The sequence below is a fragment of the Flavobacterium sp. 22659 genome (genome assembly GCF_052044235.1).
In the GTDB taxonomy this organism is placed as follows: Bacteria; Bacteroidota; Bacteroidia; order Flavobacteriales; family Flavobacteriaceae; genus Flavobacterium; species Flavobacterium johnsoniae.
The window spans coordinates 264,805-283,942 of sequence record NZ_JBQEMU010000004.1; the positions used below are offsets into that span (position 1 = coordinate 264,805).

Consider the following 19,138-nt stretch of genomic DNA (forward strand, 5'->3'; position numbering starts at 1 on the left):
ATGTTAAGTTTACAACAAAATGTTAGTTCGCTTTAAATAAAATTGTGGCTTTGTTTTTGAATAAGTAGTATTTTTGAAACTTAAACAAATCCCCTACTAATGAAAAAGATTTTACTATTAGCCGTAACATTTTCACTTACTTCTTGTGCGCAAGTACAACAAACTCTAAATCAATTACCTCAGCTGTCATCTCAGATTCCGGGAGTTGGAGGTGTTGACATTGCTTCTGGATTAAAAGAAGCCCTTAATAAAGGAATTACTGAACAAGTGAGTAAATTAACCGCTGTAGACGGCTTTTATAAAAATGAGGCTGTAAAAATTTTAATGCCGGAAGAATTACAAAAAGTTGATGCCACTTTACGTAAAGTAGGTTTGAGTTCTCTTGCTGATGAAGGAATTAAAATGCTGAACCGCGCTGCCGAAGATGCGGTAAAAGAAGCAACTCCAATATTTGTTTCGGCTGTGAAAAATATGTCGTTTACAGATGCTAAGAACATCTTATTAGGAAACGACAGCGCTGCAACAAGTTATTTACAAGGAAGCACTACAACTGCTTTATACGGAAAATTTAATCCGGTAATTAAAAGTTCTTTTGAAAAAGTAGGTGCCGATGTAGTCTGGACAAAAATCATTAATAAATACAACACAATTCCATTAGTTAAAAAAGTAAATCCAGATTTAACTGATTATACGACAACTCAGGCTTTATCTGGTGTTTTTAAAATGATTGCTGTTGAAGAAAAAGAAATCCGTAACAATATCAGTGCAAGAACAACGCCTTTATTAAAAAGCGTTTTTGCAATGCAGGACGGAAAATAGTTTTTTTCTGAAGTTACAAAGGAACAAAGTTACAAAGGAGCAGAGAAACCTTTGTAACTCTGAATCTTTGCAACTTTGTCACTAACCAAAATAACCAAAAATGCAAAAAATAACCATTCTTATTCACTGTAAAGACCAAAAAGGTATTATTGCTGCAGTGACTACTTTTATTGCGAGAGTAGAAGGAAATATTACGTACATCGACCAGCACGTTGATGTGGAGCAAAATGTATTTTTTATGCGATTGGAATGCGAATTCGCCAACCATAAAATTACTATTGAAAGCTTAAAAGAAGAATTTGATAAAACCCTCGCCGCTGATTTTAACATGTCATGGGATTTGTACAATCAGGAACAAAAACCAAAAATGGCATTGTTTGTTTCTAAATACGATCATTGCTTGTTTGATATTTTAGGAAGATACAGCGCGGGCGAATTAAATGTAGAAATTCCGGTTATCATAAGTAATCATAATGATTTAAGATCGATTGCAGAACGTTTTGACATTCCGTTTCATTGTGTGCCTTTTACAAAAGACAATAAGGAAGAAGGCGAAGCCAAACAAATTGAACTATTAAAGCGATATGAAATCAACTTTATTGTTTTGGCGCGCTATATGCAGATTATTACGCCAAAATTGATTGAACTTTACGAAAATAGAATTATCAATATCCACCATTCATTTTTACCTGCTTTTCCGGGTGCTAAACCCTATCACTCAGCTTTTAAACGCGGAGTAAAAATTATTGGGGCAACAAGCCACTACGTAACCGAAGAATTAGATGAAGGCCCAATTATTGAACAGGATATTGCCAGAGTTTCTCATATTCACTCTGTTGAAGATTTTATCATGAAAGGCCGTGACTTAGAACGCATCGTTCTGGCAAGAGCTATAAAATTACATTCTGAGAGAAAAACAATGGTTTACAGTAATAAGACAGTTGTTTTTTCTTAAGCTGCCGAGGTTCTAAGATACTAAGTTTCTAAGATTTTCTTTAAACGTCCCTCTAAGCTAATTCAATATAAAAAGCAAACCCGACAGGTTTTAAAAACCTGTCGGGTTTATTATTTAAATAATTCTGAAACTTAGTCCCTTAGCATCTCAGAATCTTAGCCCCTTTTTATCTGTTTGCAATTGCTAATCCAGGGTCATTAAAAGCATTTACTTCATGAGCACCTGACATGCATTCTTCTTTCTGGAATTACTTCAAGGTCAAAATACGCCATCTTTTCTAAAACCAAAAATCTTAACTTATGGTCAACAAAGTAATAACAAAACCTTAACAGCATAAGATTGATATATGTCGGACATTTGTAATGTAATAAACTGGTTATTTATTATTTTGGTTTTGGTTAGTTAAATGATGCCGGCGTCTTCGAGATGCCGGCATTCTTTTTTTATAATCTTTTGTTTCAGGTTAACTTATTTTGAACATAATTTTAACCGCAAAGAACGCTAAGCTTTATGTAAAAACTTTCCGAACTTTTGCGCTAATCTTAGCGTTCTTTACGGTTAAAAAATACAATCCAAAAGAAACTCCAACTGCAATTTTTAAACATTAACTTATATCCAACAAAGTAATAACAACATCTTAACAGCATAAGATTGATATATGTCGGACATTTGTAATGTAATAAACTGGTTATTTATTATTTTGGTTTTGGTTAGTTAAATAATGCCGGCGTCTTCGAGATGTCGGCATTCTTTTTTTATATAAGTTTAGTTTCAGGTTTTCTTTGTTTCAAGCTACTTTACTTTGATCATATTTTAACGCAAAGAGCGCAAAGCTTTTTTACTCAAGAGGTTTAGTATAAAACGCAAAGTTCGCAAAGCTTTGCCTTAAAAACTTTGCGAACTTTGCGTAATTCTTTGTGTGCATTGCGGTAAAAAACACAATCTTTTAAACATTGGCTCATTTTGGATACAACTACACGAGATTTAGATACTTTATAAAAGTAGTACTGACGGATCTTTGCTAAATCAATTTTGATTTAAAATTAAAACAGTAATTATGAGTACTATCAAAAAAGTTAATTTAGGAAATCAGGGACTTGTTGTTCCCAATATTGGTTTAGGCTGCATGGGAATGAGTCAGATTGCAGGAAATGATATTTATGGTAAAGCAGACGAAACTGAATCTATAAAAACAATTCACCGCTCACTTGAACTAGGCGGTAATTTTTTAGATACAGCAGATTTATATGGTCCGCTGGCAAATGAAAGATTGATTTCTAAAGCTATAAAAGGAAATCGTGATGCTTACATAATTGCTACAAAATTTGGTTTTGAGATTAATGACAACGAAGAACTTACCTGGCAGTTTAACGGCAAAAAAGAATACGTAAAAAAAGCTGTAGAACGTTCTCTTAAAAATCTTGGAACAGATTATATCGATTTATATTACCTGCACCGTGTTGATCCTAATACTCCAATAGAAGAAACAGTTCAGGCAATGTCTGATTTGGTAAAAGAAGGAAAGGTTGGTTATATTGGTCTTTCTGAGGTTTCTTCTGAAACCATTAGAAAAGCGCACAACATTCACCCTCTAACGGCAGTTCAAAGTGAATATTCCCTTTTTGAAAGAAGTATTGAAGAAGACGGAATTATAAAAACATTACAAGAGCTTCAAATTGGTGTAGTAGCTTATTCGCCTCTGGGAAGAGGTTTTATTTCGGGAGAAATAAAACATCCGGATGACTTAGCCGAAAATGACTTTAGAAGATCAATTCCTCGTTTTCAAGGAGAACAATTTTATAAAAACATTAAACTTTTAAATGAAATAAAACTTATCGCCGACGAAAGAAAAATTACTGCTTCGCAATTGGCTTTGGCATGGGTTGCTTCTAAAGGATTTTTAGCCATTCCTGGTACAAAGCGAGTAAAATATGTAGAGCAAAATATCGAGGCTGCTCAGCTTGTCCTGACTACTGAAGAATTGAACAGATTGGAAAACATTATTCCTCTAGGAACGATTACCGGAAATCGTTATGATGAATCTGGAATGAAATCTGTTAATCTATAAGAAATCAGAAAAAAAATCTACAGGAAAAGTTATCTTTATGACAGCTTTTCCTGTATTAAACCTAAAGCCATGAAGAAAGAAGATCATACTCCGTATAACATTACCTCTATTTCAGAATTACATCAATTATTACAAATTCCAAAACCAGATCATCCTTTGGTAAGTTTTGTGAATATGAGAGATATAAGTTGTCAATTTGATAATAATTTAAAGAGTGTGATTTATAACTTCTATACGATTTCGATTAAAAGAGGATTTAAGGGGAAAATGAGATACGGTCAAAACTATTATGATTTTGATGAAGGAGTTATGACATTTATGGGGCCGGGCCAGGTTATTTCTACAGAAGTACCAATGGATTCTTCGGTATCTGGCTCAATGTTAGTCATTCATCCTGATTTTATTCAGAATTATGCTTTGTCAAAAAAAATAAAAGAGTACGGATATTTCTCTTATGCTGTTAATGAGGCATTGCATCTTTCAGAAAAAGAAGAAACGATGATTACAGGAATTATGCAGAATATAGAACAAGAGTATCTGTCTTCTATTGATGCTTTCAGTCAAGATGTAATGGTTTCTCATATTGAACTGCTTCTTAATTATTGCAATCGTTTTTACAACCGACAGTTTATTACCCGAAAAAATGCAAACAATACGCTTTTAACTAAACTGGAAATTCTTCTTTCTGAATATTTTGAAAGTGACAAAGTTGAAAAATTAGGATTACCAACTGTTGCTTACATTTCGGAACAATTAAATGTTACACCAAATTATCTCAGCGATATGCTGCGTTCGCTGACCGGACAAAGCACACAGCATCATATTCATAATAAAATTATTGAAAAGGCAAAAGAACTTCTTACCACAACTACCCTGAGTGTAAGTGAAACTGCTTATAAATTAGGTTTCGAATATCCGCAATCTTTTAATAAACTTTTCAAAAGTAAAACCGACCTTTCACCTTTAGAATTTAGAAATTCATTTAACTAATTTTTCAACCTTTCGTGAAGTAATTTAAAATAAGAGAAAGCCTTCAATAATCGGCTGCCGTGCCAGGAAAACATTTCACCATCAACGAAAATGGTTTTGGCGTGATGCGTAAATCTTCCTATTTCAAAAGCATCTTCTTCCTTAAAAGGGTACGGTTCTGACGAAAGAAAAACAATATCCGGATCGCCTTCTAAACGCATTTTTTTGAGTTCTATTTCAGGATAACGTCCTTTGTCTTCGTAGATATTTTTAAAATGATTCAGCTTTAATAATTCATTTATATAAGTATCGTTTCCTGCAACCATATACGGATCTTTCCAAATAAAATAAGCTGCCTTTTTGATTTCAATATCCTGAATGTATTTTTTGAAATCGCTCAAGGCGAAAGTCAGTTTATCATTCCATTTCTGCGCTTCGGTTCTGCAATTGAACAACTGACCAAAATCTGAAATCATCTGAAAATTATCTTCTATAGAAATAATATTTGTAACCCAAACCGGACAAATTTCCTTTAATTGGTTTACAATTTCTTCTGTGTTTTCTTCTTTATTGCAAATAATAATATCCGGTTCAAGAAGTTTTATTTTTTCGAAATGAATTTTCTTCGTTCCGCCTACAATCTTTTTGGTAGATTTAAAATGAAACGGATGAACGCAAAACTTTGTTATCCCGATGATTTTCTCTTCTAAACCTAAATCATACAATAATTCGGTTTGTGAAGGAACAAGCGAAATAATTCGTTTTGGAGCAGTTTCAAAAGAATGAACGTTTCCTATTTGGTCTTTTAACTGTTTCATTTTTTATTTGTTTCAGGTTTAACGTTTAAAGTTGTTGGTGTACATTTAACCGCAAAGTTCGCAAAGGTTTTTCGCAAAGGCACACAAAGAAAAATAACTTTGCGTTCATGGCGTAAATCTTAGCGAACTTTGCGGTTAAATTATGTTCAAAGCAAACTTGAAACTTTAAACCTGAAACTTTAAACGAATAATCTCAGCCATTTCCTGCTGTACTTTCAAAGCTTCTTCCCTGGCCTTTTCAGCAAAGTCAGTTCCTTTTGAAGCGTAGATAATAGCTCTTGCAGAATTTACTAAAAGTCCAATTTTATCATTCATTCCGTATTTGCACACTTCAGACAAGCTTCCGCCCTGAGCACCAATTCCCGGAACTAATAAAAAACTGTCCGGAACAATTTTTCTTATGTCAGCAAAATATTCTGCTTTTGTAGCACCCACTACATACATTAAATTTTGGCTGTTTTTCCAAGTTTTAGAAGTTTCCAAAACTTGTTTGTACAATTCTGTTCCGTTTGTATTTAAAGTCTGAAAATCGAAAGCACCTTCGTTAGAAGTAAGTGCCAACATTATGGTATGTTTGTTTTCGAAAGCCAGAAAAGGTTCAACAGAATCTTTTCCCATATAAGGAGCAACAGTTACACTGTCAAAATTTAAATCTTCAAAAAAAGCTTTTGCATACATACTCGAAGTATTTCCAATATCACCGCGTTTTGCATCGGCAATCGTAAAAATATCAGGATAATTTTCGTTGATGTAATTGATCGTTTTTTGCAGAGACATCCATCCTTTGATTCCATAAGCTTCAAAGAAAGCCGTATTAGGTTTGTAGCCAACGGTTAAATCGTGAGTAGCATCGATTATGGCTTTATTAAATTCGAAAATAGGATCTTCGGTTTCTAATAAATGAGCTGGAATTTTGCTTAAATCAGGATCTAAGCCAACGCATAAAAATGATTTTTTTTGAAGAATTTGTTCGTGTAGTTGTTGTGTTGTCATATTAGTTTTTTAGAACTTCTGTTTCAAAGAAATAATTCTTTTTAAAAAGTATGCAAAAATAAAAAAAGCCACTCAATTAAGAATGGCTTTTTGGGTATATATTATCTACAGATTATAAATTGCCTAAATAAACAATTTCTGTTCTTCTGTTTTCTGCTCTGCCAGAAGCTGTTTTATTTGATTTTACTGGTTTTGAAGCTCCGTAACCTTTAGAAGTTAAGTTAGCAGGGTTTACTCCTTTTTCTATTAAAAGATCCATTACTACTTTTGCTCTCTGCTCAGACAATTTCTGGTTTACCTTTGCATTACCTACATTATCTGTGTGTCCGTTAATAGCAAATTTAGCATTTGGATAGTTTTTCAGGATTTCTTTAATAGCGTCTAATCTTCCAGACGTTTCTCCCATTTTGGCATCGCTCAAAGTCGCTTTTCCTGTTGTAAAGAAAATTGATTTTGCTTCCATTTTCAATTGTGCCAATGTTTCTTTGGTAACTTTAGGGCAGCCTTTATTATCAGCTGGTCCGTATACTAATGGGCAGTCATCATCTTTGTCTAAAACACCATCTTTATCAGCATCTAAACTTGGACAGCCTTTGTTTTCTGCCAATCCTGCTTCATTAGGACATGCATCATCTTTGTCTAAAATTCCATCACCGTCTGTATCAGGCCATGGGCACCCTTTATTTTCTACTGGACCTGCAACTGCCGGGCATGCATCTACATTGTCTAATAAACTATCTCCGTCAGAATCTTTCCACGGACATCCTTTGTTTTCTTTTGGACCTGCTGCATCCGGACAAGCATCGTCTTTATCAAAAACACCGTCTTTATCTGTATCCGGCCAAGGACATCCATTATTTTCTACAGGACCCGCAACTTTTCTACAAGCATCTTGTTTGTCAATTACACCGTCTCCGTCTGTATCTTTAAATTGTTTTTCGTAAACCGGAATTTTCATTCCTAAGTGAAAATCTGCTCCTTTTGAATCTTTAGAAGCTAAATTGCTCAAAATAGATCCAGAACCAATGAAGAAAACTCCAGCACGTAAACCTGCTCCTGCCTGCATACCGCTGTATTCCATGTACGACACCGGCACATAAAAACTAAACCATCTGCTTTCATAACGAGGCGTTAAAGTAACTCTGTCTGCAATTCCGTATGAATTTAATTTGTTTTCAGATACCATGCTGATATCTCCGTTAAGATTCAAATAGAATTTATTGTACATGTTCCAGTCAACATCAGCATGAATCGCTGTTGGCAAGTTTGTTTTTACACCTTTTGAGCTTGAAACTTTAGTGTAATGATCGTTTAAGAATTCATATAAATCATCAGCATCATCAATCATTTGCTGCGTAACAACTCCATTTACATTATAAGTATCAATTTTTGAGTTCTTGTAGTTGATAGAACCAATATCAGTTACAGATAATCCGAAACGTAATTTGTATTTGTTTAGGTCTCTAAAGTTGTTATCCGCAGGTTTTGCATTTCTAACATCATACTTTTCGTAATCTGGTCTCCATTCGTAAACCAAACCAAAATCAAAACCAAATCCGCGTGAAGCTGCATCAAAATCATAATCTTCATTATTTTCCCAATCCTGGCTTCCTCCTACCGAAATTTCTCCAGTTGAAATTAAAGATCCTGCTTTAGGATTTGCCTTATTTTCAAGATAAGCCACACTTACATTATTTCCTTTAACATAAGCATTTGCGCCGCCCTGAAGATATTTTGCAGTTAAACCTCCTTTTAAAAAGTGCTGGTTGTTTTGGTATAGAACTGCGGCATAAGAAATACCAACTTCTCCCCACGCATTTGCTGCTGCGTTTGGACTTCCTAAATTGTAATTAAAGTTACTCGACTGGTCTAAACCGTCTTTTACCTGATCTACAAGAAACCCATTAAGTTTGTTTACATTAGCAATTGATCTTGCTCTTGTAAATACTGCCAAAGTGTGTTTTGGCGCAATGTTAAACATAAACGACGGTCCCATAATATCAAAATTTACCAGACCGTTGTTAGCATTTTTTGGACTCATTTTTGACTGCGTGTCAAAATCATATCCGTCTTTGTAAACATCAAAAAGTTTTACACCGTATAAATCGTTCTGAACAGAACCACTTATAGAAAACAAATTAATATCTGTTTTAAAACGAGAATCGGCAATAGAAGCCGGGTTAAAAAGTACACTCTGAACTCCTGCGTAATTGTCATGAAAATATCCCATATAGGATTGTGCATCGGCTTGTAAAGAGGTAATAAATAAGAATAAAATAAGTAATTGTTTTTTCATTAAAATTTGAGTTTTGAGTTTGAACTGGCGGCAAAACTACAATATTGAAATCATTAAACTTTACGGAAACATAGAATTGATGTAACATCTTTCAAAAATTGTGTAAGAAAAAAACTTTTTTGTATTTATAATTTTGATATGAACCCAAAAAAACACAATTATGACTCCAAATATCGGAATATCTGCCGCTAACTTAAAAAAGAGTTCTGCTATATTAGCCACTATTTTATCTAACGAAATGACACTTTATGTAAAAACGAGAAAGTTTCACTGGAATATTTCCGGAAACAGCTTTATGGAATTACATAAATTGTTTGAAGATCAATACCGAATTTTAGAAGCAAATATTGATGAAGTTGCCGAAAGAATCAGTCAGCTTGGCGAAAAAACCATTGGCACAATGAAAGAATTTATCGAAAATTCGACTCTTAAGGAATCTCCAAAAGAATATGCATCACAAAAACATATGCTGGAAGAACTTTTAAAAAACCACGAGCAGCTGGTTACTGAATTTAGAGATTATATTCCGGTTTTTGAAAACGAGACCAACGATGCTGGTTCTGCCGATTTTGTTACGGGTTTATTACAAGAACACGAAAAAATGGCATGGGTTTTACGCCGTTACCAGGTCTAAAAAACACTAAAATGTGAATTATGCAGCGTAAGTTGAAATTGATGTAAAACATATTCAAAATACAAATTGCACCTTTACATTATTATTAATAACAAACAAAAAACACGATCATGAATACTACAGAGATAAAAGGAAACTGGAATGAGTTAAAAGGAAAACTTAAGCAAAAATATGCTGAACTGACAGATGATGATTTAATGTTTGCTGAAGGAAAAGAAGACGAAATGTACGGAAAACTTCAGCAAAAACTGGGAAAAACGAAAGAGGAATTTCATCAGATTCTATCAGATTTGTAGTTCTTATGACTCAATCAGGGAAATACCGTCTAGTAACAAAATATTAGACGGTATTTTTTTGAAAAAATAAGTATTTTCTATTCTGTTTAACATATATTTTAAAAACATTAAACGCGGTAACCACAAATAAATTAATTATCTTTAACCAAAATTTTCTATAAAATGAAACTATTTATAAAGTTTGACATTAACACCATTTGCTCACTTTATCTAAAACAAAATCTGGAACAAAATAATATAAATTTTACCAGTCTGGGTTTTGGAGAAATTGAAATTGATGATAATATTGATGCTGAAGCTCTGGAAACTTTAAAAAGCAATCTAAGTCCCTGCGGATTCGAAATAGTTGAAAATCAGAAAAGTGTATTAGTTCAAAAAATAAAAGATGCTATAATTGAGCTGGTTTTTATGGAAGACAGCAATAATTATAAGAGTTCTGTATTTCTTGCCGAAAAACTAAACCACAGTTATGGGTATTTATCGAATGTATTTTCAGAAGTTACCTATTCTTCTATCGAAAATTTCATCATTTTACAGAAAATTGAGAGAGCAAAACAGTTAATTATTATCAACGAAATGAGTTTAACTGAAATCGCATTCTTACTAAATTATTCTAGTGTTGCACATTTAAGCACACAATTTAAAAATACGACCGGAATCACGCCGTCGGCATTTCAAAGAATAATTAAGAAACGCAGAGAGAATCTAAAATAAAAACCTAAATACCATACTAAAATGCAAAAAAACGCATTAAATATATTACTGGCTGATGATGATGAAGATGATCGTCTTTTTTTTAAGGATGCTTTTGAAGAAATCAAAATACAAACCAACGTAGAATTTGTTCACGACGGAATGCAGTTAATGGATCATTTAATGGATTCTGACAATAAACTGCCGGATATTTTGTTTCTGGATTTAAATATGCCTAAGAAAACCGGTAAAGAATGTTTAATTGAAATAAAAAAAACGGAGCATCTTAAAAATATAATTATTGCAATCTACTCTACTTCTTCATCTGAAGAAGATATTGAAGACACCTTTATTCAGGGAGCTAATATTTATATCAAAAAGCCAAGCGATTTTAATACGCTAAAAAAAATAATTAATGAAGTCGTAACCGTAAACTGGCACTATCATACCTCTGGGTTAAACCGTGATAATTTCTTGCTCCGACTAAAATAAAAATAATAGTATACCAATGAAATGGATACCAAATTTTAATTCTTCAAACTCTTTGAGAGTTATTTTTGTAATCGCAGTTTTCATTCTGTTATTTCTTTCTTCTATTGCCTATAAACATAATCAGGACTTGAACGAATCGAGTAAGCTGGTTATGCATACTTACGAAATAAACATTCAGCTTGAACGTTTAATGTCGGCAATAAAAGATGCTGAAACCGGTCAGAGAGGTTATATTATTACACGAAACGCACGTTTTTTAACTCCGTATATTTATTCGAGAGATAAAGTAAATACGTCGTTTATAACATTAAAAAAACTAACTGCTGACAATCCCGTACAGCAGGAAAATCTTCGAAAGTTATTTAAACTCATTATTCAGCGTTTTGTTTCTTTTGAAAATTGCCTAAAATACAGCGATCCCAAAACATATGATAAACGAAAACTCGACAATCATATGTTTGGGGGACGAATTTTGATGGAAAACATTCGTTTTAAAGTAGACGAAATGAACGATATCGAAAAAACGTATCTTAAAAACAGGCTTAAAATTTATGATGACGAAATCTCATTAAGTCCGTTATTTTCGATTTCCTTATTCTTAACCGCATTATTCTTTATTTTACTGGCTTACAGACAAATCAGTAAAGATTTCCAGCGTTTAAAAGTCTTCAATAAAAAACTTTTAATTTCAAACGGATTAATTGCTGAATCGGAAGCGATTGGTAAATTCAGTACGTGGCAATGGGATTTAGATGCCAATAAAATCGATTATTCAGACAATCAATTTCGTTTACTGGGTCATGAACCAGGAGCATTTGTTCCTGTAAAAGAAACTTTTTTAGATTTTGTTCATCCAGATGATAAAGAAACGGTTTCTAATTCTATTGAAGGAATAATCAAAAACAGACAGCTTCCGTTTGTGTATTATAAAATACTGCTTCCAAATCATGAAATCAGATATTTTAAATCAACAGGGAAATTATTGACAGACCAGCAGGGAAGTAAAATTTTACTGGGAATTAATTTTGATATTACCGACGAGCATTTGCTTAATATCGAATTGCAGGAACGTAATAAAGAACTTGAAAAAAGCAATAAAGAACTGGCTTCTTTTAACCACGTTGCGAGTCATGATTTACAGGAACCGCTTAGAAAAATTCAGACTTTTATTTCAAGGGTTTCTGATGCTGATAAAGCAGTTATGTCACAAAGTGCAAGAGATTACATTTCAAAAATTGAAGTTTCGGCAAAAAGAATGCGTGTGCTGATTGATGATTTACTTTTGTTTTCGAGAACCAATACCACGAAAAAGGAATTCATTAAAACCAATTTAAATGAATTACTGGAAAATGCAGAATCTGAACTAACAGAAATTATCGAAGAAAAAAGCGCCGTAATCATGGCAACCAAACTTCCTAAGCTTTCGGTTATTCCGTATCAAATAGAACAGCTTTTCATCAACCTGATTGGAAATTCATTAAAATACAGCAAACCTAATACTATACCTGCCATTTCTATTGACAGTGTAAAAGTAAATGCCGAAGATTATCCGGAAATTTTAGACCAGAATATTAAGAAGTTTCATAAAATAACTTTTACAGACAACGGAATGGGATTTGATCCTCAGTTTAAGGAAACGATCTTTATTTTGTTTCAGCGTCTGCATTCTAAAACTGATTATCCGGGAACCGGAATTGGACTGGCGATTTGTAAGAAAATCGTAGACAACCATAAAGGATATATTATGGCCGATAGTGAACCGGAAAAAGGATCGGTTTTTACCATATTTCTTCCTGATTAAACTGCGGAAAGCCCTTAAAACACTACATCTTAAAACGTTATATAAATTCTTTATGGGAATTATATAACGTTTCTTTTTTATGCTGTAAAGCAAAATGTTTCATTCGTTAGCATCTTTGTAATGTAATACTTTATGAAGTAATAATGAAAGCAAGACCCGTACTAAAAGTAATCTTCAAAGTACTCTTTTTATTAATTATAATTTGTGTTTCATCATGCAAAAAAAATAATTCGATAGAAAATACATTTAAGAAAAACGAAGCTTTTACAAAAAATGAAGAAGAAGAAACAATAGCCTTCTTTTTTATTGAAACGGCAAATATTGGAAAAACTATTATTTCAAAAAGTCAAATTGCACAACAAAAAAGTTCAGAAAATTCAATAGTGATTTTAGGTAAAAAAATCGAAAACAATCAAAATCGCCTGCTGCAGGAAATAACAGAATTAGCAAACAAAAAACTGCTTATCATTTCTGAAATAAATGCATCACACAGAAGAGATACTTACGAATTGATTACCGCTAATTCGTCAAATTTTGATCGGGTTTATTTGAATTCAATGAAAAAATGCCTCGAAGAGCAGATTAAGTTATTAGAAAACGTTTCGAAAGAAACCAACGATAAAATAATTTTAAAATTAGTATTGAAGTATTTACCTGAACAGTTTGATTTACTAAGGGAAACCGAAGCACAAATCAAAAATAAAATTAAAAAAAATTAAAAAAGAGAATTATTTAAAAGCCCGGATTACTAACTAAATTATTTTATTATGAAAATGCAAACAAATTTTTTATGCGCCTTAACACTTTTTATCTCAGCTTCATTTGGAATGCTGCACGCTCAGGACAATAATGTAAATACCGAGTTTGGTGTAAAAGGAGGATTTAATATGTCTAATCTATACGGAAGCGGTGATGATGTAGATGACAACAATATCTTATACGGATTTAATGCCGGTGTTTATGCAACATTACCAATTTCTGATTTTGTTGCCATTCAGCCAGAGGTTTTATTTACAACAAAAGGTGCTGAATTTGAATACAACAATGCTTTTGCAAGCGGATCGACTAAATTCAAATTAAATTACATCGAAGTTCCTCTTTTAGTAAGAGTTAATATTACTAAAAACTTTAATATTCATGCCGGTGGATATGCTTCTTACCTGGTAAGTTCTAAAGTAACCGGAGACGGTGATGGTAGTTTTGATCAGGAAATTGACAGAGACGATCTTAACAAATTTGATGCTGGTATTGCTGCCGGTGTAGGTGTAGATTTTGACCCAATAAGCATTGGAGTACGTTATAACTACGGTCTTACTACTGTTGGAAAAGAAAGAACTGTTTTAGGAACTACTTATACTGTTCCAGATGCAAAAAACAGCAACTTGTCAATATACCTTTCGTATAAGCTAAACTAAAAAAAAAAACTGAATTACTAACCCACTAAATAAAAAACCATGTCAAACTTATTATATACCATCGCAGTGATACTTGTTATTCTGTGGGCTCTTGGATTCTTTGTTTACAGTTTTGGAAGTATTATTCACATTCTGCTGGTAATTGCCATAATTGCAGTATTACTAAGACTAATCAAAGGACGAGAAGTTTAAAAAAATCGAATCAACATTAAATAAATATATTAATCTATTAAAAATCAAATATTATGAAAGCATCTAGCACAATTTTAGGTTTTGCAGCAGCGGCTGCAGCAGGAGCATTATTAGGAGTATTATTCGCACCAGATAAAGGTTCAAATACAAGAAAAAAAATCAAAGATAAATCGAAAGATTACGGAGATAATATCAAAACTAAATTTGATGGTATTGTAAGTACAATTACTTCAAATGGTAAAGAAATCATCGAAGAAGGAAAAGCAAAATTCAATCAAGTAAAAGATGATTTCAATACAGTTAAAGATGAAGCTAAAACTGTAAAATCGAACTACTAAAATACAAAGTGATTTTTTCAAACCATAAATACCAATATCATGGAACCAAATGCAACAACAAACGAGAATTTGAATCTTTATGAAAAAGCTGAAAACTATACAAAAACAAGTTTAGAATTACTAAAACTTAAAACCGTATGTTCAGTTGCTGATGGTGTATCATCATTAGCATCAAAGATAGCAGTCGGTATTGTTGTTGCATTTTTTACCTTATTCCTTAATATTGGTTTAAGTTTATGGATAGGAAAAGAACTGGGAGAATATTATTTCGGCTTTTTTATCATGGCGCTTTTCTATTTAATCGTTGCCATTATAGTGCACAAATCGCATCACAGGCTGATAAAAACTCCTATTGGAAATTCGATTATATCGAGCATTCTAAAAGAGAAATAAAAACTGATTTAAAACCAATTAATAACTAAACCAGACTATTATGGAGCCTATTTACACTATTGATGAATTAAATCAGAGAATAAAACTGTTAGAAGACCGCCAGGATACAGAATGGTGCGCGATTAAAGACCATATAGACGATCTTAAAGAGAATTTAAAGCCTATTAACCTAATCAGGAATACGGTTGAAGAAATCAACGAAACTGTTGGTTTTAAAAGCCACTTGGCACAATCTGCCATTAGTATTGCCATTGGTTATGTTGCCAAAAGATTTATTGTGGGTAAAGGCGATTCGATGTTTAAAGGAATCTTAGGATCAATCGTACAGCTTATTGTTACCAATATGGTTTCAAAACCAAGCGAATCTTCAAATGATGCTTCTGAAGATGAAGAAGAATCATTACAATATGAACCATCTAGAGAGTAATTGTTAACTTAAATTTTACATCATGGAAAAATTAAGCCACATAGTATTAAAAAACGGTGTGTACATGTACTCTAATCTATATAAATGTTTCGAATACACACGAGTATTTTTCGGTATCTAACTCGTTTATACGTTTGTACTTAAAAAAACGATTAAACAGTTAATACTTCATTATATTTTAAGGTTCTGAGGGGCTGAGATGCTAAGGTTCTAAGGATTTTAGTTTCTAAGTTTATACTTCTGAATCGAAAAAGAGATTGTTTCGCAAAAGTGAAACAATCTCTTTTTTTTTAGTTTCTGAGGTACTGAGGAGCTAAGGTTCTGAGGGATTGAGTACTATAAGTTGAAGTCCTAAAAAGTTGAAAGTTGAAAGTCGAAAGTTGAAAGTCTAAAGTCTAAAGTCTAAAATAAAAAAACTTAGACCCTCAGAACCTTAGTTCCTCAGCAACTTTTAAAAAAAACTTAGTCCCTTAGTCCCTCAGAACCTTAGCAGCTTAGAACCTTAATTATAATTTTGATAAATAGGAAGTTTTAAACCTACGTAAATATTAGAAGCTTTAGATTTGTTTGAAAACAAATTCGAAACAAGAGATCCTGAACCAATAAACAACGGACCAGCTCTAAAGCCTGTTCCTACCTGAGTACCGCTGTATTCCATATACGTTACCGGAATATAAAAACTAAATTGTCTTGTTTCATACCTGGGCGTAAAAGTAACCGAATTAGCAATGGCAGTTCCGTTGACTTTTTTAGCATCAACCAAACTAAAATCAGTGCTTAGATTTAAATAAAACTTTTGGTCAATGTTCCAGTCAAAATTGGTGTGCAGAGCCGTTGGTAAATTTGCTTTCACTCCTTTTCTTGATGAAATTTTAGTGTAATTAGAATCAAAGAATTCGAAAATATCATCGGCATCATCTATATCCGCCTGACTTACGCTTCCGGTTAAGTTATAAGTGTTTTCAGTAAGATCTTTATAATTGATTTTTCCAATATCGGTTACCGATGCTGCAACTTTAAATTTATATCGGTTTCCCATACAAGTATGACAATTGGTGCGATATTCATAAGTAAATCCTAAATCGACACCCACACCAGCCGATGTCATATCAAACTTAGGATCTTTTCCGTTTTCATAATCATAACTTGCAGCCGTTTTCAGCGTTCCTGTCGAAGTGTACTGACTCAAAGCAGGATCAGCATTGTTTTTGGTAAAAGCCACGCTTAAATCACTTCCATTAATATAACCGTTTACTCCCGCCATTACATACTTTACCGTAATACCGCCTTTAATAAAATGATCGTCGCGGTCTAATAATACCGTTCCGTAGCTCGCTCCAATTTCGGCCCAAGAATTGGTTACACCATTTGGATTTCCGCCCGAAAATAAAAAACTGTTTGAAACATCTGTTTCTTTATTTACCTCATCAATAAGTTCTCCGTTTACCCCAACAAGATTGGTTATGCTTCGCACGCGCGAATAAAGCCCAATACTATGCTCCGGCGTAATATTCAGCATAAACGAAGGACCTAGAATATCCACATTAAAATTTCCTCTGTTGTTTGATTTAAAGTTTTTGCTGGCATCTTCTGCCAAATTATAACTGCCGTCTAAAGCGTCCATGATATTTACGCCGTATAAATCGTTTTGTAAAGTTCCGCTTGCCGAAAAAACTGTAACATCGGCTCTGTACTTAGAATCTACAATTGACGACGGATTAAACAAAACACCTTGTATTCCGGCATAATTATCATCCCGAAACCCAAAGTACGACTGCCCCTGACAGTAAAAAATGCTCCCAAAAAGGGTGCATAAAAGTAAAGTTCTCTTCATAAAATAGTTTGAATTGGTTGATTAGCATATTTGTCTTTTCCTGATTAAGACACACAAATATGAGGTAAAAAAAGCCAATAAAAAACTTATTTTTTGTGAGATACCAAAATCATAAAACACTGAAATTCTAATCTTTACCAACAGTATTACAAATCCTACTTCGCAAGATTATTATTGTAGTATTGGTCTTAATTTAGCGTTATAATTTTAAAAAGAACCTGTAAAACTCTCACTTTTACAGATATTAAATTTTCATTAAAAAAAAAGCCGAACAAATGTCCGGCTTTAATATAATTTATGTTCAAAGAAAACCTTTGAACCTTTGTAACTCTGTCACTTTGAACCTCTACGATTAATACACTTCTGAAGCTTCCTTCAATTTCTCCATGTTGTTAACCAGCTGAAGTTCAGAAACGATTTTCTGAATATCACCGTTCATGATGTTTCCTAAATCGTAAAGCGTTAAACCAACACGGTGATCGGTTACACGGCCTTGTGCATAGTTGTACGTACGAATTTTAGCCGAACGGTCTCCAGAACTTACCTGAGAACTACGTTTTTTAGCATCTTCTTCCTGCTTTTTAGCCAATTCCATTTCGTATAAACGAGAACGTAATACCATTAAAGCTTTATCTTTATTCTTGTGTTGTGATTTCTCATCCTGACACTGCGCAACTAATCCGGTTGGAATGTGCGTTAAACGTACAGCCGATTTCGTTGTATTTACCGACTGTCCTCCAGGTCCTGACGAACAGAAGAAATCTACACGAACATCGTTCATATCTACCTGAACATCAAACTCCTCAGCTTCTGGCAATACCATAACCGTAGCAGCCGATGTATGCACTCGTCCCTGAGTTTCTGTCTGCGGAACACGCTGTACACGGTGAACACCTGCTTCAAATTTCAGAGTTCCGTAAACATCTTCTCCAGTAACTTCAAAAATAACCTCTTTGAAACCTCCAGAAGTACCTTCGTTCATATCAACAACAGATGTTCTCCATCCCATTGTTTCGCAGTATTTTGTATACATTCTAAACAAGTCACCGGCAAAAATACTCGCTTCGTCCCCACCCGTTCCGGCGCGGATCTCCACCATAACGTTTTTCGCATCTTCTGGATCTTTAGGAATCAGCATAAATTTGATTTCCTCCTCCAGTTCCGGCAAACGTTCTTTTGCTTCATCCAACTGCATTTTGGCCATTTCTACCATTTCAGCATCGCTTCCGTCAGCAATGATTTCGTTTGCTTCGTCGATGTTTGCTAAAACTATAATGTATTCTTCTCTCTTTTCAACAAGCGCTTTTATGCCTTTATATTCCTGGTTAAGCGACTTGTAACGTTTTTGATCAGAAATAACATCCGGCTGAATAATCAAATCCGAAATCTCATCGAAACGCTGCTTTACATATTGAAGTCTATCTAACATTTTCTAATTCCTTTTATTGGACGGCAAAATTACAAAATTTTTGTGGAAAATTCTAGTGTTCCTTTTTTGGGGAATTTAAGTGGAATATTTAGTGGAATTATGATGGTTTTTATGAGCTGTTTCCTGCTATCCGCTATTATCTTTTTAGGCAAAAAATCTTTGGTTTAATAAGATCTTTTTCGTTTGCCTAAAAAGGATACCGCTTCTATCAGGGCTAGGGCAATCATTTATTTAGGGAATTTATGGTTTTCCGTAACAATATTGATTTGAAAGCAA

20 protein-coding genes are annotated in these 19,138 nt (G+C 33.5%); 15 read left to right on the plus strand and 5 right to left on the minus strand.

The genetic code is table 11. The annotated features are described in order from the left end of the window. Window positions 1-99: 99 nt before the first annotated feature. The 4 genes from ACTJIW_RS06725 (at window position 100) to ACTJIW_RS06740 (ending at window position 4,832) form a co-directional block, all read left to right on the plus strand. Window positions 100-819 carry a DUF4197 domain-containing protein gene (locus ACTJIW_RS06725; RefSeq protein ID WP_012024393.1) on the plus strand — a complete coding sequence of 240 codons (720 nt, stop codon included), beginning with the start codon at window positions 100-102 and terminating at the stop codon, window positions 817-819. A 100-nt stretch (window positions 820-919) separates the two neighbouring features. Then, window positions 920-1,774: a formyltetrahydrofolate deformylase gene (purU, locus tag ACTJIW_RS06730; protein WP_073409610.1), complete on the plus strand. Its 855-nt coding sequence runs from the start codon at window positions 920-922 to the stop codon at window positions 1,772-1,774. A gap of 1,057 nt (window positions 1,775-2,831) precedes the next feature. Continuing rightward, window positions 2,832-3,842: an aldo/keto reductase gene (locus ACTJIW_RS06735; RefSeq protein WP_440714914.1), complete on the plus strand. Its 1,011-nt coding sequence runs from the start codon at window positions 2,832-2,834 to the stop codon at window positions 3,840-3,842. Window positions 3,843-3,911: 69 nt separating this feature from the next. Beyond that, window positions 3,912-4,832, plus strand: a complete 921-nt coding sequence (locus tag ACTJIW_RS06740) for a helix-turn-helix domain-containing protein (protein ID WP_073409607.1) — start codon at window positions 3,912-3,914, stop codon at window positions 4,830-4,832. Here the strand turns inward: ACTJIW_RS06740 and ACTJIW_RS06745 are convergent. The 3 genes from ACTJIW_RS06745 to ACTJIW_RS06755 form a co-directional block, all read right to left on the minus strand. Continuing rightward, complete coding sequence (locus tag ACTJIW_RS06745; protein WP_440714913.1) at window positions 4,829-5,629, minus strand: ABC transporter substrate-binding protein; 801 nt, start codon at window positions 5,627-5,629, stop codon at window positions 4,829-4,831. The genes ACTJIW_RS06740 and ACTJIW_RS06745 overlap by 4 nt on opposite strands. A gap of 165 nt (window positions 5,630-5,794) precedes the next feature. Continuing rightward, window positions 5,795-6,622 carry an orotidine-5'-phosphate decarboxylase gene (gene pyrF, locus ACTJIW_RS06750; RefSeq protein WP_440714912.1) on the minus strand — a complete coding sequence of 276 codons (828 nt, stop codon included), beginning with the start codon at window positions 6,620-6,622 and terminating at the stop codon, window positions 5,795-5,797. Between the two features lie 112 nt (window positions 6,623-6,734). Then, on the minus strand, window positions 6,735-8,918 hold the full coding sequence (locus ACTJIW_RS06755; RefSeq protein ID WP_440714911.1) for a DUF5723 family protein: 2,184 nt from the start codon (window positions 8,916-8,918) through the stop codon (window positions 6,735-6,737). Between the two features lie 160 nt (window positions 8,919-9,078). Between ACTJIW_RS06755 and ACTJIW_RS06760 the strand changes: the two genes are divergently transcribed. The 11 genes from ACTJIW_RS06760 (at window position 9,079) to ACTJIW_RS06810 (ending at window position 15,599) form a co-directional block, all read left to right on the plus strand. Continuing rightward, window positions 9,079-9,552 carry a Dps family protein gene (locus tag ACTJIW_RS06760; RefSeq protein WP_121361819.1) on the plus strand — a complete coding sequence of 158 codons (474 nt, stop codon included), beginning with the start codon at window positions 9,079-9,081 and terminating at the stop codon, window positions 9,550-9,552. A gap of 110 nt (window positions 9,553-9,662) precedes the next feature. Next, complete coding sequence (locus ACTJIW_RS06765) at window positions 9,663-9,848, plus strand: CsbD family protein (RefSeq protein ID WP_071636919.1); 186 nt, start codon at window positions 9,663-9,665, stop codon at window positions 9,846-9,848. Between the two features lie 162 nt (window positions 9,849-10,010). Next, on the plus strand, window positions 10,011-10,562 hold the full coding sequence (locus tag ACTJIW_RS06770; protein WP_121361820.1) for a helix-turn-helix domain-containing protein: 552 nt from the start codon (window positions 10,011-10,013) through the stop codon (window positions 10,560-10,562). A gap of 21 nt (window positions 10,563-10,583) precedes the next feature. Beyond that, window positions 10,584-11,033, plus strand: a complete 450-nt coding sequence (locus ACTJIW_RS06775; RefSeq protein ID WP_073409602.1) for a response regulator — start codon at window positions 10,584-10,586, stop codon at window positions 11,031-11,033. Between the two features lie 16 nt (window positions 11,034-11,049). After that, complete coding sequence (locus tag ACTJIW_RS06780) at window positions 11,050-12,834, plus strand: CHASE3 domain-containing protein (protein ID WP_121361821.1); 1,785 nt, start codon at window positions 11,050-11,052, stop codon at window positions 12,832-12,834. A gap of 143 nt (window positions 12,835-12,977) precedes the next feature. Next, window positions 12,978-13,553 (plus strand): DUF4142 domain-containing protein, encoded by a 576-nt coding sequence (locus ACTJIW_RS06785; RefSeq protein WP_012024381.1) that lies wholly within the window; start codon window positions 12,978-12,980, stop codon window positions 13,551-13,553. A gap of 48 nt (window positions 13,554-13,601) precedes the next feature. After that, window positions 13,602-14,249 (plus strand): porin family protein, encoded by a 648-nt coding sequence (locus tag ACTJIW_RS06790; protein ID WP_440714910.1) that lies wholly within the window; start codon window positions 13,602-13,604, stop codon window positions 14,247-14,249. Window positions 14,250-14,288: 39 nt separating this feature from the next. Then, window positions 14,289-14,441 (plus strand): lmo0937 family membrane protein, encoded by a 153-nt coding sequence (locus tag ACTJIW_RS06795; RefSeq protein ID WP_111365189.1) that lies wholly within the window; start codon window positions 14,289-14,291, stop codon window positions 14,439-14,441. Between the two features lie 53 nt (window positions 14,442-14,494). Beyond that, on the plus strand, window positions 14,495-14,779 hold the full coding sequence (locus ACTJIW_RS06800) for a YtxH domain-containing protein (protein ID WP_012024379.1): 285 nt from the start codon (window positions 14,495-14,497) through the stop codon (window positions 14,777-14,779). A 39-nt stretch (window positions 14,780-14,818) separates the two neighbouring features. Beyond that, complete coding sequence (locus ACTJIW_RS06805) at window positions 14,819-15,172, plus strand: hypothetical protein (protein ID WP_012024378.1); 354 nt, start codon at window positions 14,819-14,821, stop codon at window positions 15,170-15,172. 40 nt (window positions 15,173-15,212) lie between these two features. After that, entirely contained in the window at window positions 15,213-15,599 is a 387-nt protein-coding gene (locus ACTJIW_RS06810) for a hypothetical protein (protein WP_012024377.1), read from the plus strand. A 502-nt stretch (window positions 15,600-16,101) separates the two neighbouring features. Here the strand turns inward: ACTJIW_RS06810 and ACTJIW_RS06815 are convergent. Next, window positions 16,102-17,433, minus strand: coding sequence for a DUF5723 family protein (locus ACTJIW_RS06815; protein ID WP_440714909.1), 1,332 nt, complete (start codon window positions 17,431-17,433; stop codon window positions 16,102-16,104). 352 nt (window positions 17,434-17,785) lie between these two features. Beyond that, complete coding sequence (gene prfA, locus ACTJIW_RS06820) at window positions 17,786-18,862, minus strand: peptide chain release factor 1 (RefSeq protein ID WP_073409594.1); 1,077 nt, start codon at window positions 18,860-18,862, stop codon at window positions 17,786-17,788. Window positions 18,863-19,138 lie beyond the last annotated feature (276 nt).